This is a genomic window from Kitasatospora sp. NPDC001527, assembly GCF_040298605.1.
Classification (GTDB): domain Bacteria; phylum Actinomycetota; class Actinomycetes; order Streptomycetales; family Streptomycetaceae; genus Kitasatospora.
This window is the reverse complement of sequence record NZ_JBEPAM010000002.1, coordinates 153729-169300: the sequence shown is the minus strand read 5'-3', so window position 1 is coordinate 169300 and position 15572 is coordinate 153729. Positions and strand designations below refer to the sequence as shown.

Sequence of the window (15572 nt, the reverse complement as noted above, 5' to 3'; positions counted from 1 at the left end):
CCGGCCGATCGGGCACGATCACCTCCCCGCGGTCCGATTCCGCGCTGGGCCGGAACCCGTCTGCCGCAACGGTCCTTGTCGGCCTCCTACAGCTTCACGGCGCGGATCCTGTAGCCGGGCGCGAGCGGCTGACCAGCGGGTAACCGGGTTGAGTGGCAGTATGAGCGGTTCGCGCATCGTGGCACTCGGCCACTACCAGCCCCCCAAGGTCCTCACCAACGACGACCTGGCGAAGCTGGTCGACACCGACGACGAGTGGATCCGCAGCCGGGTGGGCATCCGGACGCGGCACATCGCGGAGGGCGAGACCGTCGTCGACCTCGCCGCAGAGGCGGCGCAGAAGGCGCTGGCCAACAGCGGCCGGACGGCGTCCGACGTCGACCTGGTCGTGGTCGCCACCTGCACCGCCGTGGAGCGCAGCCCCAACACGGCGGCGGCCGTCGCCGCCCGGCTCGGGGTGCGCTCGCCGGCCGCCTACGACATCAACACGGTCTGTTCGGGCTTCTCCTACGCGCTGGCCACCGCCGACCACGCGATCCGCGCCGGAGCGGCCCGTACGGCCCTGGTGATCGGCGCGGAGCGGATGTCGGACACCCTCGACTGGACGGACCGCTCCACCTGCGTGATCTTCGGCGACGGCGCCGGCGCGGCGCTGGTCGAGGCCCAGGAGGACGGCGCCGAGCCGGGGATCGGGCCGGTGGTCTGGGGCTCGGAGCCGGAGCGCGGCGACGCCGTGGTGATCACCGGCTGGGACCCGGTGATCAGCCAGCAGGGCCAGTCGGTCTTCCGCTGGGCGACCACCCAGATCGCCCCGCTGGCCCGGCAGGCCTGCGAGCGGGCCGGGATCGACCCGTCCGAGCTGAAGGGCTTCGTGCCGCACCAGGCCAATCTGCGGATCATCGACGCGATCGCGTCCCGGCTCGGGGTCACCGACGCGGTGGTGGCCCGGGACGTGGTGGACTCCGGCAACACCTCGGCGGCCTCCGTCCCGCTGGCCTTCTCCAAGCTGGTCGAGCGCGGCGAGCTGGCGCCCGGCGACCCGGTGCTGCTGTTCGGCTTCGGCGGCGGCCTCGCCTACGCCGGCCAGGTCGTCCGCTGCCCGTGAGCCCCGGCTGAGGCCGCTGTGGCCCCTTTCCGACAGACATGCCTGTGGGCGGTCACCCTCGAAGGGTGACCGCCCACAGGCGTGTCGTGGCGCGCAGCGGACCGCCGGCGGACCTCCCCCGAGGACACGGCCGCCGTCCGTCGTACCCCGGACAGGAGGCCGGGGCGCGCGCGAAGCGGAAGGTGGGTCGTAGCGGAACGGTCTACTTGGGCGCCTTCTTGCCGGTGACGCCCAGGTACACCAGGGGAGCGAGGTTGGGCTTGAGGTCCTTGACCTTGACGCCCCAGGAGGTGAAGGCCTTCTGGTGCTCGGCCGCCGAGGCGAGCAGCGAGACCAGCGATCCGGCGACCGCGGCCGGGTCCAGCGATTTGTCGGCCTGGCCCTTCGCCTGGAGTTCCTTGACGGCCTCCGTGAGCGGCTTGGCGACGGCGTTGAGGACGGTCATGCGGATCTTGAAGAACCGCTTGTCCCCTTCGGCGGCACCGAGCGTGACCACACGGAGAATGGCGTCGTTCTTGCGCCAGAAGGCGAGGAATCCGTCGACCAGTTCTTCCGAAGTGGCCGTGCCGGACTTCCCTGCCCAGGACTTTCCGGCCACCAGCTCTTTGAGCGTGTCGGCGTCCTTGGCCATTTCCTCGGCGATTTCGAGGACGGCGCCCTCGACATCCGGGAAGTACTGGTAGAAGGTCGCGGGGGAGGTACCCGCCATACGGGCGACGTCGATGACCTTGACGTCCCGATAGGGCGACGTGCTGAGCATCTCGCGGAGGCAGTCGAGCAGCTTCTGCCGCGTCTCCTGTCCGCGTCGCCCGGCGACGCGACCGTCGACGGTGCGAACTTGTCCTGTCATGCCGTCAGCTTACCGTGGCCCGATCTTGGCGCGATTCGGTGATGTGACAATTACTCCGCACGGGGGTTGGTATAGCCGTCCGGAGCCCTTCGGAGGGATATTTCCGGGCCTCCGCGGCCCTCCTTGACGCCCCCCCGTATACCCGCGACGCCACAGGGTGACGACCCCTTCGCTGAGGGGTTATCGAGTAACGGAGCGTGACGACCCAATCGGTGGTGTGAGCTGCCCCTCGCTGCACTCCCGGGCGTGTCGGGCGCAAGCCGGTGCCGGAGCGGACGTCAGAATCCGGCCGTTCCGGAGCCGCTGACCGGCCGGTGGAGCCGGGAAGGGGCCGGACGGCGCTGTGGGCGGGGGAGGTTGGAGATGGGCCGGGCGGCATTGGAGAATCGGGTCCGGCACCACGCGGTGGGTGCTCGGCACCACGCGGGCGGTGCTCAAGACGGGGAGGTGGCAGCGGGTGGACCAGCTGACGGCGCACGATCCGAGGCGGATCGGGCCCTTCGAGGTGCTGGGGCGGCTCGGGGCGGGCGGCATGGGCCTGGTCTACCTGGCGCGATCGCCCGCCGGACGGCGGGTGGCGATCAAGACCGTCCGGGGGGAGCTGGCCGAGGACGAGCTGTTCCGGGTCCGCTTCGCGCGCGAGATCGCGGCAGCCAAGACGGTCGGCGGCTTCTACACCGCGGCCGTGGTCGACGCGGACCCGGACGCCCGGGTGCCCTGGCTGGCCACCGCGTACGTGCCGGCGCCGTCCCTGGAGGACCTGGTCACCGAGTGCGGGCCGCTGCCGGTCGGGGCGGTGCGCTGGCTGGTGGCCGGCATCGCCGAGGCCCTGCAGTCGATCCACGCCGCCGGGCTGGTCCACCGCGACCTCAAGCCGTCCAACGTGCTGGTCGTCGAGGACGGCCCCCGGGTGATCGACTTCGGCATCGCCGCCGGCGTCTCCAGCACCCGGCTCACCATGACCAACGTCGCGGTCGGCACCCCGGCGTACATGTCGCCGGAGCAGGCCCGGGACAGCCGGGGCGTCACCGGCGCCAGCGACGTCTTCTCGCTCGGCTCGCTGCTGGTGTTCTGCGCCACCGGCCACCCGCCGTACCGGGGCGCCAACCCGGTGGAGACCGTCTTCCAGCTGCTGCGCGAGCAGCCCGACCTCTCCGGCCTGCCGCCGGAGCTGGTCGACCTGGTGCGCGCCTGCATGCGGCCGGCGTCCGAGCACCGGCCGACCCCGGAGCAGATCCAGGTCGAACTGGCCCCGCACCTGTTCTCCCGGGACGACGCCTCCGGCGAGGCCGGGGACTGGCTGCCGCCCGACGCGCTCGCCCTGATCGAGCGCAAGCGGGGCCGCCGCCAGCCGCCGCCGCCCCTCCCGCCGCAGCCCGCGCCCCGGCCCGCCCCGCAGCCGGTCCCGGCGCCGCACCCGGGCCAGGACGACCCGCGCACCCGGGCGGTCGCCGGACACCCCCCGCCGCCCGCCGGGCCGGTGCACCACGCCCCGCCCGGGCCGGACACCGAGGCCGCCACCGAGAAGCTGGCCGCCCCCAGCCGGCACCGCCGGCCGGTCGCCGACGAGGGCGAGGAGGTGCGGCTGCCCGGCGCCTCGGTCCGGATAGGGCCGGGGCCGCGCGCCGAGCAGGCCGGCCCGGGCGCGCCGCCCGCCGAGACCGACTGGGTCCGGCGGATCACCCCGCCCCCGGCCCGCGCCGCCCGCTGGCGCCCCTGGCGGTTCCGGATGTCCAACGAGGTCTGGGGCACCCCGGTGGTCGCCGACGGCACCCTGTTCGTCTCCAGCTTCGAGGTGCACGCCCTGGACATCGCGTCCGGGCAGCGCCGCTACAAGACCCGGGACGTCGCCTGGGCGCTCGCGGTGGACGCCGGCCGGGTGCACGCGGCCGACGGCCCGCACCTGTACACGGTCGACGTCGCCGACGGCACCGAGCACTGGCGGCACTCGCTGGACGGCTGGGTGTACTCGCTGGACGCCGCCGAGGGCGTGCTCTGCTGCGGCGTGCGGGGCGGCGGCATCCAGCTGCGCGCGGCGGCCACCGGCGCCGAGCTGTGGCGCGCCGACGACGCCCAGCAGGACTTCGAGAACCCGCAGTCCGGCCCCGCCCTGGTGGGCGGCGCCGCGTACTACTACGGCGGCGGGCGGCTGCGCTGCGTGGACCCGCGCGGCGCAGGCCTGCGCTGGTCGGTCCCGGTCGGCGAGGACGTGCCCTCCCGCCCGGTCGAGCGCTCCGGCGTGCTGTACGTGACGGCCGGCACCCGGGTGTACGCGCTGGACGCGGCGAGCGGCGCCGAGCGCTGGCGGTTCGAGGCCCCGGTGGTGCTGTTCACCCCGCCGGCGCTGGACGCCGACGCCGTCTACGTCGCGGACTACCTCGGCACCGTGTACGCGCTGGACGCGGCCACCGGCCGGGACCGCTGGCGCGCGGTGACCGGCACCCGGCAGGGCGCCGAGCCGGTGGTGGTCGGGGACGGCATGGTGTTGGTCGGCAGCGGCGAGACGCTCTACGCCTTCGAGGCGGGCAGCGGCCGGGAGCGCTGGCGGTACACCGCGCGCGGCGAGATCGTCGGCTCCCCGGCGGTCGCCGACGGGCTGGTCCACCTCGGCAGCCGGGACCACTCGCTGCACACCGTGGACCTCGCCAGCGGCCAGCTGCGCTGGGAGCTCGGCACCAAGGGCGAGCTGACCGGCTCGCCGGTGGCGGTCGGCGGGAAGGTCTTCGTCGGCAGCAAGGACCGCTGCGTCTACGCGCTGGACGCCTTCTACGGCACCGCGGTGCCCTCGCACTGACCCGGGGCGGGGACGGCGGGGGCCCGTGGCCCCCGCCGCGGTCGCGCTACTTCCGGGCCTCCGGGTGGCGGCTGCACCAGCCCTCCCAGGCCGAGGCCACCATGGACTCGACGTCGTGCCCGGCGGTCCAGTCCAGCTCGCGGTGGATCAGCTCGGCCGAGGCGACCACCCGGGCCGGGTCGCCGGGGCGGCGCGGGGTGACCTCGGGGGTGGTGTCGTAGCCGGTGACCTTGCCGATCACGTCGAGCATCTCCCGGACGCTGACGCCCTCGCCGCGCCCGATGTTGAGGACCAGCGAGGTCTCCCCGGCCGGGTCGGCCGCCAGCCGCCGCGCGGCGGCCACGTGGGCCGAGGCGATGTCCGAGACGTGGATGAAGTCGCGGACGCAGGTGCCGTCCGGCGTGGGGTAGTCGGCGCCGAAGACCCGGGGGGCCTGACCGGCGGTGAGCCGCTCGAAGACCATCGGGATCAGGTTGAACACGCCCGCGTCGGAGAGTTCCGGCGAGGCGGCGCCGGCCACGTTGAAGTAGCGCAGCGCGACGGTGGACATCCCGTGGGCCTTGCCGGCCGCGGCCACCAGCCACTCGCCGGCCAGCTTGGTCTCGCCGTAGGGGCTCATCGGGGCGCACGGGGTCGACTCGGTCACCAGGTCGACGTCGGGCATGCCGTAGACGGCGGCGGAGGAGGAGAAGAGGAAGCGCTTGACGCCGCCCTCGGCCGCGGCCTCCAGGACGGTCTGGAGGCCGATCATGTTCTCCCGGTAGTACAGGAAGGGCTGCTCGACCGATTCGCCGACCTGCTTCTTGGCGGCGAAGTGCAGGATGCCCTCCACCCGGTGCTCGCGCACGGCCGCGTCCAGCGCGGCCCGGTCCAGGGTCGACCCCTCGACCAGGGCGACCCCCTCGGGCAGCCGGGTCCGGTCGCCGGTGCTCAGGTCGTCCAGGACGGCCACGCGCTCGCCCGCGTCGAGGAGCTGCTGAACGACGTGCCCGCCGATGTATCCGGCCCCGCCGGTGATCAACCAAGTCATGGGCGAATCCTAGGGTGCGGGGATCTCGCGGTGGTGTCGTGGGCGCGTCGGAGGCGGGGAACCGGACATTTCGGTGAAATGCTGACAAAGATCTCTGCGTCGCGTTCGAGCGGCCCGCCGTGGCCGCGCGCTGAGGAATCCGGAGGCCGTCACGGTGAACCGCAAGAAGGAGCCCACCCGTCCGATCCCGGCCGGACCGCGCCCGTCCGGGCCCGGGACCTCCGTGCGGCGGCTGCTCGCGCCGGGGGCCGCCGCCGTGCTGACCGCGCTCGCGCTGGCCGGGTGCAGCAGCGGCGCCTCCTCGGACACGTCGTCCGCGCGGGCGGACGGCTCGCCGACCGCCTCCGGCAGCGCCACCGCCCAGCCGGGCGGGGCCAACCAGCTCCAGTCCGACTACCAGCGGGTGATCAAGGACGTGCTGCCCTCGGTGGTGCAGATCACCACCGCGAGCGGCCTGGGCTCCGGGATCGTCTACGACGACAAGGGCGACATCGTCACCAACGCCCACGTGGTCGGCACCGCCACCACCTTCACCGTCACCCTGGCCGGCAGCACCAAGCCGCTGGACGCCGCCCTGGTCGCCAGCTACCCGGACTCCGACCTCGCGGTGATCAAGCTGGGCAGCCCGCCGGACGGCCTCAAGCCCGCGAAGTTCGGGGACTCCACCAAGGTCGACCTGGGCCAGATCACCCTCGCCATGGGCAGCCCGCTCGGGCTCTCCAGCAGCGTCACCCAGGGCATCGTCTCGGCCACCGGCCGGACCGTCACCGAGCCGAGCACCCAGGGCTCGCCGGGCGCCGTCATCGGCAACATGGTGCAGACCTCGGCCGCGATCAACCCCGGCAACAGCGGCGGCGCGCTGGTCAACCTGGACGGCCAGGTGATCGGCATCAACACGCTGGCCGCCACCGAGCCGCAGTCCGACGGCGCCGCCGCGCCGGGCATCGGCTTCGCCATCCCGGCGTCCACCGTGACCAGCATCGCCGACCAGCTGATCAAGGACGGCAAGGTCACCAACTCCGGCCGGGCCGCCCTCGGCATCACCGCCCGGACCTACTTCGACCAGAACTTCCGCCCGTCCGGCGCCGTGGTGGTCGCGGTCGCGCCGGGCGGCCCGGCCGACCAGGCGGGCCTGCAGGTCGGCGACGTGATCACGAAGATCGGCGACACCCCGGTCGACTCGCTGAACTCGCTCACCACCGCGCTGGCCTCGCTCGCGCCGGGCAGCAAGGTGACCGTCACCTACAACCGGGACGGTCAGAGCAGGACCGCCGACGTCACCCTCGGCACCCTGCAGACGCCGTAGGGCGTCTTCGGGGAGTTCCCCACCAGCCCCCGGACGGCGGGCGGCCCGCACAACCGCGCAAGGGTTCCGCGGGGCCGTCCGCCGTCCGGGTCACAGCGGGGCGAGGGGGTGCGCCCGGCGTCAGCGGCGGGCGGTGCGGGTGCGCCAGGGGAGTTCGACGGTCACCGTGGTCGGACCGCCGTCCGGGCTCTCCACCAGGAACACCCCGTCCACCGCGCGGATCCGCTCGGCCAGTCCGGCCAGGCCGCTGCCCGGGTAGGGGGCCGCGCCGCCCTTGCCGTCGTCCTGGACCAGCAGCATCAGCTGGTCGTCGGCCCGCCAGACGTCCACCGTGGCGGAGCGGGCGCCGGCGTGCTTGGAGATGTTGGTCAGCAGCTCGCTGACCGTGAAGTAGGCGATGCCCTCGACCGCCGAGTCGGGTCGGTCGGTGGCGCCGTCCGGGGCCTTCAGGTCGACGTGCACCTTGACCCCCTCCGGGACGGTGCAGCGCGCGGCCACCGAGGACAGCGCCGCGTCCAGGCCGCGGTCGGTGAGCACCGCCGGGTGGATGCCCCGGGCCAGGTCGCGCAGCTCCTGCAGGGCCAGCTTCACCTCGCCGTGGGCGTTGTCGACCATCTTGGCGGCGGCCGCCACGTCCTGCGGCGTCTCGGTCTCCCGCAGCCGCTCCTTGGCCATGCCGAGGTCCATCGCCAGCGCCACCAGCCGGGCCTGGGCGCCGTCGTGCAGGTCGCGCTCGATCCGGCGCAGGTCGGCGGCGGCGGTGTCGACCACGGTGCCCCGGTCGTCCTCCAGCTCGCGCACCCGCTCGGACAGGACGCCCGGGTGCAGCAGGGTCTCCACCAGCATCCGGTCCACCGCCGACTGGGCGCGGATCGCCCACGGCAGGGCCGGCCAGCCGACCAGCACGAAGACCAGGGTCAGCGCGAAGCCGAGGACGCCCCAGGGCAGCATCAGCACGTTGTAGAGGGCCGAGCGCCAGGAGAGCGCGTCGGTCAGGTGGGCGATCGCGAAGCCGGTGACGCCCGGCCGGCGGCGCGGCACCGGCTCCGGCTCGTGCACCTCGGAGCCGTACAGGGCCCGGGCCCGGCGGCGGGCGAAGCCGCTCATCGACCGGCAGCCGGCCAGTCCGGCGGCCAGCAGCGGCAGGCCGATGACGGTGACCGACAGGGCGAGGCCGACGGACAGCGTCACGACCGTGAAGACGAAGCCGGCGATCCCGAGCGGCAGGTTCAGCAACAGCCGCCCGACCTGGCGCCACATCCGCGCACCGTACAGCGGGGCGTGTCCGGCGGGCGCCGGCGGCTCCTGGCCGACGCCCCCGGCCGTGCCGTCCATTCGCTTCATCTCCGTCTACCGTCCTTTTCCGGTCGAGCTGTGCCTCTAGCTTGGCCGGTGGGGGGTAGGTGAGGCCATGGGGGTGATACGTCTCCCGGGGCGGGGGTTATCCCCACCCCGGGCGGGGCGCCGGCCGTCCACCGGTTGTCCATCGGGTGTCTTGCGGATCGGGCAGGATGCGGGGCACCGGTGCCGTGCACTTAGACTCACGCACTGGCGATGGTATTGAGCGTGTAAAGGAACGTCGTAGAACCTCCCCGAGGGCGGGTTCCGCGGCCGATGTGGAGGCGAGGCATGGTGGGGCAGCGGGCGGCTTCGGTCGCGGCCGACCCGGCGGCCGGCAGCGGCTACTTCGACGCGTACGCCGCGATGGGCCTGCTCGCCGTCGTCGGCGTGCTCTTCGTGACGGTGGCGTTCACGGCGAACCGCCTGCTGCGGCCGGTGGTGTACTCGCCCGAGAAACTCCTCGCCTACGAGTGCGGCGTGGACCCGGTGGGGGAGGACTGGGCGCACACCCAGGTCCGCTACTACGTCTACGCCTTCCTGTACGTGATCTTCGCGGTCGACGCGATCTACCTGTTCCCGTGGGCGACCGTCTTCGCCTCCGCCGGGTACGGCGCCGGGACGCTGGTCGAGATGTTCGTCTTCATCGGCTTCCTCGCGGTCGGACTGCTCTACGCCTGGAAGAAGGGCGTTCTGGAATGGACGTGACGCACACCCACTCGCACGGGCACGACGCCTCCGGCGGCCCGGTTCCGCTGGGCGTGCCGGACCCGTCGCGCCCCGGTGCCGCCGTCGAGCGGCGCGGCATCGGCCCGCTGGCCCGGCTCGCGCCGGACCCGGTGAAGGTCGTCCTCAACTGGGGGCGGCGCTACAGCCTCTGGTGCTTCAACTTCGGCCTGGCCTGCTGCGCGATCGAGTTCATCGCGGCCTCGATGGCCAAGCACGACTTCATCCGGATGGGTGTCATCCCCTTCGCACCGGGCCCCCGGCAGGCCGATCTGATGATCGTCTCGGGGACGGTGACCGACAAGATGGCGCCCGCCGTCAAGCGCCTCTACGAGCAGATGCCCGAGCCGAAGTACGTCATCTCCTTCGGGGCCTGCTCCAACTCCGGCGGGCCCTACTGGGACTCCTACTCGGTGACCAAGGGCGTCGACCAGATCATCCCGGTGGACGTCTACGTGCCCGGCTGCCCGCCCCGTCCGGAGGCGCTGCTCCAGGGCATCCTCAAGCTCCAGGAGAAGATCGCCGCCGAGTCGCTGCCCGGCCGCTACACCGCGCCCGCGGCGGCGCTGCGGCGTCCGCCGGTGGCCGGTCCGGATGCCGCCGCCGGCTCCACCGGTGCGGCCGGTGCGGCCGGTTCCGGTTCCGTCGAGGGAGGGGTCTCGTGACCACGGCCGAGCAGTACGCGGCGTCGGTCGGGGAGTGGGCGACCGGCGCCGAGGCGTACGGGCTGATCACCGTCGACGTGCCGGCGGAACACTGGATCGAGGCGCTCACCGCCGCCCGGGACACCCTGGGCCTCGGCTTCTTCGACTGGCTCAGCGCCGTCGACGAGCTCGCCGAGGGCTTCTCGGTGGTCGCCCATCTCGCCGCCGTCGACGCCCCGGGCGTGCGCCACCTGGCGCTGCGCACCCGGGTGCCGCGCGAGGCGGCCGCGCTGCCGACCGCCGTCCCGGTGTACGCCGGGGCCGCCTGGCACGAGCGCGAGACGCACGAGATGTTCGGCATCGACTTCGCCGGGCACCCCCACCTGATCACCCTGCTGCTGCCGGACGGCTTCGAGGGACACCCGCTGCGCAAGGAGTTCGTGCTCGCGGCCCGGGTCGCCAAGGCCTGGCCGGGCGCCAAGGAGCCGGGCGAGTCCGACCACGGCGACGGGCCGGCGCGGCGCAAGATGCAGCCGGCCGGTGTGCCGGACCCGAACGAGTGGGGGCCGCTCAAGGGCACCCTGCCGCCGGTCGCCGAGCGGCCGGCGCGCGGTGCCCGGGCGGCCGGCGCCGCCGGTGCGGCCCGGACGCCGCGCGGCGCGGCCGCGGGTGCGGCCGGTGCCGAGGGCGCCGCCGCGGTGCGGGCGGACCGGCCGAGGCGGACGCGCTCGGTCTCCGAGGGGTCGGCGAGCCAGGCGGCCGGCGCTCCGGCCGAGGGGGCCGCCGCCGAGGGGGCCGCTGCCGAGGGGGCGCCCGCGGTGCGGGCGGACCGGCCGAGGCGGACGCGCTCGGTCTCCGAGGGGTCGGCGAGCCAGGCGCCCGGCGAGGCCGCCCCGGCGCCCGCCCGGACGCGGTCCTCCGACGCGCCGTGGCACAACCCGGTGCCGGCGCACGACGAGCCCGAGCGGCCCGCCGCCGAGCCGTCGGCCGGGGAGCCGGTGGCCGGGAAGCCGGCGGCCGAGGAGCCGGTGGCGGAGAAGCCCGCCGCGGAGGAACCCGCCGCCGCGGAGCGCGGGACGAGCGAGACACCGCCGGCCGAGTCGGCCGGCCAGGACGGAGACGGCGCGTGAACCTGTTCGACACGGTGCTGCGCTGCGTCGCCACGCTGGTCGTCTTCCTCACCCTCCCCCTGGTCATCGGCCAGACCGAGCACAAGGTGATGGCGCACATGCAGGGCCGCCTCGGCCCGATGTACGCCGGTGGCTTCCACGGCTGGGCGCAGCTGATCGCGGACGGCGTGAAGTTCGCCCAGAAGGAGGACATCGTCCCGGCCGGCGCCGACCGGCGGATCTTCCAGCTGGCGCCCGCCGTCTCGCTGCTGCCGTACCTGCTGGTGCTGCTGGCGATCCCGGTCGGGCCGGGCGGCTTCGTCGGGCAGGCGGTGGACGCCGGCCTGTTCTTCGTGCTGGCCGTCATGGGCGTCGGCGTGATCGGCAAGCTGATGGCCGGCTGGGCCTCGGCCAACAAGTTCTCACTGCTCGGCGGTCTGCGGACGGCCGCGCAGCTGATGTCCTACGAGCTGCCGATGGTGCTCGCCGCCGCCTCCGTGGCGATGGCCGCCGGGACGCTCTCGCTGCCCGGGATCATGGACGCCTGGGAGTGGTACTGGATCCCGTGGCAGCTGATCGGCGGCTTCGTGTTCTTCACGGCCGGCCTGGCCGAGCTGCAGCGCCCGCCGTTCGACATGCCGGTCGCCGACTCCGAGATCATCTTCGGCGCGTACACCGAGTACACCGGTCTGCGCTTCGCGCTGTTCCTGCTCTCCGAGTACGCGGGCATCCTGGTGGTCTCCGCGCTGACCGCCGTGCTCTTCCTCGGTGGCTGGCACGGCCCGCTGCCGGACCAGCTCGGCTGGCTGTGGACCCTGCTGAAGACCTTCGCGCTGGCCTTCGTGGTGATCTGGCTGCGGGTCACCTACCCCCGGCTGCGCGAGGACCAGCTGATGCGCTTCGCGTGGACCGCGCTGATCCCGCTCGCCCTCGTCCAGCTGGCCCTCACCGGCATCATCAAGGTGGCGATCTCATGAGTTTCCCCGGTGCGGGCCTGGCCAAGGGCCTGGCCGTCACCCTGCGGACGATGACGAAGAAGAGCATCACCGCGCAGTACCCCGACGCGCAGCCGGCCCTCCCGCCGCGCTCGCGCGGGGTGATCGCGCTGCTGGAGGAGAACTGCACGGTCTGCATGCTCTGCGCCCGTGAGTGCCCGGACTGGTGCATCTACATCGACTCCCACAAGGAGACGCTGCCGGCCGCCGACCCGAACGCGCGCGCCCGCACCCGCAACGTGCTGGACCGCTTCGCCATCGACTTCTCGCTCTGCATGTACTGCGGGATCTGCATCGAGGTGTGCCCGTTCGACGCGCTGTTCTGGTCGCCCGAGTTCGAGTACGCGGAGACCGACATCCTGGAGCTGACCCACGAGCGGGACCGGCTGCGGGAGTGGATGTGGACGGTGCCGGTGCCGCCGGCGCTGGACCCGGCGGCCGAGGAGCCCAAGGAGATCGCGACCGCGCGCAAGTCCGCCGACAAGCTGGCGGCCGCCGCGGCCAAGGCGGCGGAAGCGGCCGAGCCGGCGCAGGACGGTGGTGACGCGTGAAGGGCGCCCTCACCCTGCTCGCCGCGACCGGGTCGCTGGACCCGGCCGCGCGCTCGTTCCTCTCCCCGACCGGGGTGGAGATCGTCTTCCTGCTGGTCGGCGTCGCCGTGCTCGGCTCGGCCCTGGTCGCCGTCACCACCAAGCAGCTGGTGCACGCCGCGCTCTGGCTGGTCGTCGCGCTCGGCGGCCTCGCGGTGGAGTTCCTGCTGCTCACCGCCGAGTTCATCGCCTGGGTGCAGGTGCTGATCTACCTCGGCTCGGTGGTCGTCCTGGTGCTGTTCGGCCTGATGCTCACCAAGGCGCCGATCGGGCGCTCACCGGACGCCGACTCCGGGAACCGCTGGCTCGCCCTGGTCGTCGCGCTGGCCTCGGCCGGCACGCTGGTGACGCTGGTCGTGGACGCCTTCCGGACGTCCTGGATCGACCTCGGCGCGGGCGGCGGCTCGGCGGCGGTGACCGGCGCGAGCCTGTTCCGGACCTGGGTGCTGCCCTTCGAGGCGCTCTCGGTGCTGCTGCTGGCCGCGCTGGTCGGCGCGATCGTGCTGTCGCGCGGCAACCGGAGCCGGGTGCCGGCGCCCCGGGCCGGGCGGATCCGGGCCGGCCGGCCGGTCGGCTCCAACCGCACGGTCGCCGAGGCCGAGGAGCGGGCCGGGAGCCGGCCCGCGGACCGGGCCGCGACCGGGGACGGGCCCGCGCCTGCTCCGACCACCCCCGAGCAGGAGGGCTGATGCACCTCGCCTACCCCGTCGTCCTCGCCGCGCTGCTGTTCAGCGTCGGCGTCTACGGCGTGCTCGCCCGGCGCAACGTCATCCTGGTGCTGATGTCCGTCGAGCTGATGCTCAACGCCGTCAACCTCAACCTCGTCGCCTTCGACGCCTGGCTGCGCGACGCGCTGCACGCCGGGCAGGCGCTGACCCTGTTCACCATCACCGTCGCCGCCGCCGAGATCGGCCTCGGGCTCGCCATCGTCCTGCTGCTGTTCCGGGCCCGGGGCACCGCGGACGTCGACCGGGTCACCGCGCTCGGCGACCCGGCCGAGTCCACCGCCGACGCCGAGCAGGCGCTGGCCGGAGCCGAGGCGCTGAAGGGCCGGGCCACCGCATGAACCTCGCCCTGCCCGCCCTCGTCCCCGCGCTGCCCGCGCTCGGCGCGGCGGCCACCCTCGCCACCGGCAAGCGCGTGCCCGGCCTCGCCAAGCCGCTGGCGATCGTGCCGGTCGCCGTCTCGGCGGTGCTCGCGCTGGTCGTCGCGCTCCAGCTCGGCAGCGGCCAGGCGCTGGACGCCGCCACCCGGCTCACCCCGACCGGCGGCCCGGACATCGCGCTCGCGATCCACCTGGACGGCTTCAGCTCGCTGATCTCGGTGCTGGTCGGCCTGGTCGCCACCTGCGTGCAGGTCTACTCGACCGCCTACCTCAAGGACGACCCGCGCTACCCCTCGTACGCGGCGCTGGTCTCGCTGTTCACGGCGGCGATGTTCCTGGTCGTCTACTCCGGGGACCTCGTCGTGCTGCTGGTCGGCTGGGAGGTCATGGGCATCTGCTCGTACTTCCTGATCGGCCACCACTGGGAGACCGAGGACGCCCGCTCCGCCTCGCTCAAGGCCTTCCTGGTCACCAAGCTCGGCGACGTGCCGTTCCTGTTCGGCGTCTTCCTGCTCGGCGCCGACGCCGGGAGCTTCCGGATCGAGGACGTGCTGCGGGCCGCCACCGAGGGGCGGCTCGGCCACCCGACGCTGGTCGCGCTGCTGCTGCTGGCCGGGGTGGCCGGCAAGAGCGCGCAGTTCCCGCTGCACACCTGGCTCCCGGACGCGATGGCCGGCCCGACGCCGGTCTCCGCGCTGATCCACGCCGCCACCATGGTCGCGGCCGGCATCTACCTGGTGGCCCGGCTGCTGCCGGTCTTCCTGCTCTCCGGCGCGGCGCTGGTCGTGCTGGCGGTGATGGCCGCCGTGACGATGATCGGCTCGGCCCTGTGCGCGCTCGCCCAGGACGACCTCAAGCGGGTGCTGGCCTACTCGACCGTCGGCCAGCTCGGCTACATGGCCGGCGCGCTGGCCAGCGGCGACCGCCAGGCGTCGGTCTTCCACCTGGTCAGCCACGGCGCCTTCAAGGCGCTGCTGTTCCTCGCCGCCGGTGTGGTGATCCACGCCGCGCACACCAACTCGATCTCCGCGATGTCCCGCATCCCCGGGCTGCGCAAGCGCGTCCCGGACGCCTACTGGACGATGGGCATCGCGCTGGCCGCCCTGGTCGGCCTGCCGCCGTTCGCCGGCTTCTTCAGCAAGGAGGCGGTGCTGACCGCCGCCGAGCACGCCGCCAACGGCGAGGCGCTGACCAACGGCCTCGGCCCCGCCTCGGCGGTGCCGCAGGCGGCCGGCTGGATCGTGCTGATCTCGGCCGGGCTCACCGCGCTGCTCACCGCGGCCTACGCCGCCCGGCTGTTCCTGGTGGCCTTCCACAGCCCGGCGGGCGCGGCCGCGGCGGCGCCCGAGGTGCTGCCCGCCGCCGACCGGGCCACGGTCGCCGGCGACCACGAGGCCGGCGCCCCCTACTCGCCCGAGCCGGACGAGGCCGACCCGGCCGTCGCCGAGCCGCCCGCGATGCGCTGGCCGCTGTGGGTGCTGGCCGTGCCGACCATGGGCTTCGGTGTCACCGGCCTGCGCTCGGACTGGTTGCCCGCGCTGCTGGACGGCGGCTCGCTGCGGCCCTCCGCGGTCACCGCCGTGATCGGCACCGGCCTCGCCGTGGTCGGCGCGCTGCTGGCCTACGGGGCCTGGCGCTCCGCCACCGCGCGGGTGCCCGGGCAGGCCGGAGCCCCGGCCGCCGGGACGGTCGTCGCCGACCCCGGGCGCGCCCTGCTCGGCCCGCTGTTCGACCCGGCCCGGCACGGCTTCGGCGTCGACCGGCTCTACGGCGCGCTGTTCGTCCGCCCGGTCGAGGCCGCCGCCCGCCTGGTCCGCTTCCTCGACCGCGAGGTCGTGGAGACGTACGTGCGCGGCGCCGGTGCCGGGGCGGGCCTGCTCGGCCGCGCCGTCCGGCTCGCCCAGACCGGCAACGCGCAGACCTACCTCAGCGCGCTGCTCGCCGGCGTCGTCCTGCTGGTCGTCCTGGTGGCGGTGTAAC

14 protein-coding genes are annotated in these 15572 nt (G+C 74.1%); 11 read left to right on the top strand and 3 right to left on the bottom strand.

Annotation, left to right across the window (positions count from 1 at the left end):
• Nucleotides 1-160 precede the first annotated feature (160 nt).
• Nucleotides 161-1105, top strand: coding sequence for a beta-ketoacyl-ACP synthase III (locus ABT238_RS02540; RefSeq protein ID WP_350561713.1), 945 nt, complete (start codon nt 161-163; stop codon nt 1103-1105).
• A 202-nt stretch (nt 1106-1307) separates the two neighbouring features.
• On the opposite strand, the gene ABT238_RS02535 is transcribed toward ABT238_RS02540, so the two are convergent.
• Complete coding sequence (locus ABT238_RS02535; RefSeq protein WP_266311629.1) at nt 1308-1955, bottom strand: TetR family transcriptional regulator; 648 nt, start codon at nt 1953-1955, stop codon at nt 1308-1310.
• A gap of 457 nt (nt 1956-2412) precedes the next feature.
• On the opposite strand from ABT238_RS02535, the gene ABT238_RS02530 reads away from it, so the two are divergent.
• Nucleotides 2413-4749 (top strand): outer membrane protein assembly factor BamB family protein, encoded by a 2337-nt coding sequence (locus ABT238_RS02530; protein ID WP_350755418.1) that lies wholly within the window; start codon nt 2413-2415, stop codon nt 4747-4749.
• A 46-nt stretch (nt 4750-4795) separates the two neighbouring features.
• Here ABT238_RS02530 and galE read toward each other — a convergent pair whose 3' ends face one another.
• A complete protein-coding gene (gene galE, locus ABT238_RS02525; protein WP_350561715.1) occupies nt 4796-5779 on the bottom strand; it encodes a UDP-glucose 4-epimerase GalE in 984 nt (327 codons plus the stop codon).
• 184 nt (nt 5780-5963) lie between these two features.
• Between galE and ABT238_RS02520 the strand changes: the two genes are divergently transcribed.
• Nucleotides 5964-7085 (top strand): S1C family serine protease, encoded by a 1122-nt coding sequence (locus ABT238_RS02520; protein ID WP_502884176.1) that lies wholly within the window; start codon nt 5964-5966, stop codon nt 7083-7085.
• A gap of 120 nt (nt 7086-7205) precedes the next feature.
• On the opposite strand, the gene ABT238_RS02515 is transcribed toward ABT238_RS02520, so the two are convergent.
• Nucleotides 7206-8420 (bottom strand): sensor histidine kinase, encoded by a 1215-nt coding sequence (locus tag ABT238_RS02515; protein ID WP_502884178.1) that lies wholly within the window; start codon nt 8418-8420, stop codon nt 7206-7208.
• A gap of 294 nt (nt 8421-8714) precedes the next feature.
• Between ABT238_RS02515 and ABT238_RS02510 the strand changes: the two genes are divergently transcribed.
• The 8 genes from ABT238_RS02510 to ABT238_RS02475 are packed head-to-tail and all read left to right on the top strand — an operon-like array spanning nt 8715 to nt 15571.
• The gene (locus ABT238_RS02510; RefSeq protein ID WP_350561717.1) at nt 8715-9131 is read left to right on the top strand and encodes an NADH-quinone oxidoreductase subunit A; all 417 of its coding nucleotides are present in this window, start codon (nt 8715-8717) and stop codon (nt 9129-9131) included.
• On the top strand, nt 9122-9814 hold the full coding sequence (locus tag ABT238_RS02505; protein ID WP_350561719.1) for an NADH-quinone oxidoreductase subunit B: 693 nt from the start codon (nt 9122-9124) through the stop codon (nt 9812-9814). Before ABT238_RS02510 ends, ABT238_RS02505 begins: the two co-directional genes overlap by 10 nt.
• Nucleotides 9811-10923 carry an NADH-quinone oxidoreductase subunit C gene (locus ABT238_RS02500; RefSeq protein WP_350755298.1) on the top strand — a complete coding sequence of 371 codons (1113 nt, stop codon included), beginning with the start codon at nt 9811-9813 and terminating at the stop codon, nt 10921-10923. The genes ABT238_RS02505 and ABT238_RS02500 overlap by 4 nt, the downstream gene beginning before the upstream one ends.
• Nucleotides 10920-11879 (top strand): complex I subunit 1/NuoH family protein, encoded by a 960-nt coding sequence (locus ABT238_RS02495; protein ID WP_425554840.1) that lies wholly within the window; start codon nt 10920-10922, stop codon nt 11877-11879. The genes ABT238_RS02500 and ABT238_RS02495 overlap by 4 nt, the downstream gene beginning before the upstream one ends.
• Complete coding sequence (locus ABT238_RS02490; RefSeq protein WP_350561723.1) at nt 11876-12448, top strand: NuoI/complex I 23 kDa subunit family protein; 573 nt, start codon at nt 11876-11878, stop codon at nt 12446-12448. The genes ABT238_RS02495 and ABT238_RS02490 overlap by 4 nt, the downstream gene beginning before the upstream one ends.
• Complete coding sequence (locus tag ABT238_RS02485; RefSeq protein WP_350561725.1) at nt 12445-13176, top strand: NADH-quinone oxidoreductase subunit J family protein; 732 nt, start codon at nt 12445-12447, stop codon at nt 13174-13176. The genes ABT238_RS02490 and ABT238_RS02485 overlap by 4 nt, the downstream gene beginning before the upstream one ends.
• Nucleotides 13176-13553 carry an NADH-quinone oxidoreductase subunit NuoK gene (nuoK, locus tag ABT238_RS02480; protein WP_350755296.1) on the top strand — a complete coding sequence of 126 codons (378 nt, stop codon included), beginning with the start codon at nt 13176-13178 and terminating at the stop codon, nt 13551-13553. Before ABT238_RS02485 ends, nuoK begins: the two co-directional genes overlap by 1 nt.
• A complete protein-coding gene (locus ABT238_RS02475) occupies nt 13550-15571 on the top strand; it encodes an NADH-quinone oxidoreductase subunit 5 family protein (protein WP_350755294.1) in 2022 nt (673 codons plus the stop codon). The genes nuoK and ABT238_RS02475 overlap by 4 nt, the downstream gene beginning before the upstream one ends.
• Nucleotide 15572 lies beyond the last annotated feature (1 nt).

What these genes read in the sequence shown, in the direction of transcription:
- ABT238_RS02540 (WP_350561713.1), top strand. Translation starts at nt 161, where the DNA reads ATGAGCGGTTCGCGCATCGTGGCACTCGGCCACTACCAGCCCCCCAAG.
- ABT238_RS02535 (WP_266311629.1), bottom strand. Translation starts at nt 1,955, where the DNA reads ATGACAGGACAAGTTCGCACCGTCGACGGTCGCGTCGCCGGGCGACGC.
- galE (WP_350561715.1), bottom strand. Translation starts at nt 5,779, where the DNA reads ATGACTTGGTTGATCACCGGCGGGGCCGGATACATCGGCGGGCACGTC.
- ABT238_RS02515 (WP_502884178.1), bottom strand. Translation starts at nt 8,420, where the DNA reads ATGGACGGCACGGCCGGGGGCGTCGGCCAGGAGCCGCCGGCGCCCGCC.
- ABT238_RS02510 (WP_350561717.1), top strand. Translation starts at nt 8,715, where the DNA reads ATGGTGGGGCAGCGGGCGGCTTCGGTCGCGGCCGACCCGGCGGCCGGC.
- ABT238_RS02505 (WP_350561719.1), top strand. Translation starts at nt 9,122, where the DNA reads ATGGACGTGACGCACACCCACTCGCACGGGCACGACGCCTCCGGCGGC.
- ABT238_RS02490 (WP_350561723.1), top strand. Translation starts at nt 11,876, where the DNA reads ATGAGTTTCCCCGGTGCGGGCCTGGCCAAGGGCCTGGCCGTCACCCTG.
- nuoK (WP_350755296.1), top strand. Translation starts at nt 13,176, where the DNA reads ATGCACCTCGCCTACCCCGTCGTCCTCGCCGCGCTGCTGTTCAGCGTC.
- ABT238_RS02475 (WP_350755294.1), top strand. Translation starts at nt 13,550, where the DNA reads ATGAACCTCGCCCTGCCCGCCCTCGTCCCCGCGCTGCCCGCGCTCGGC.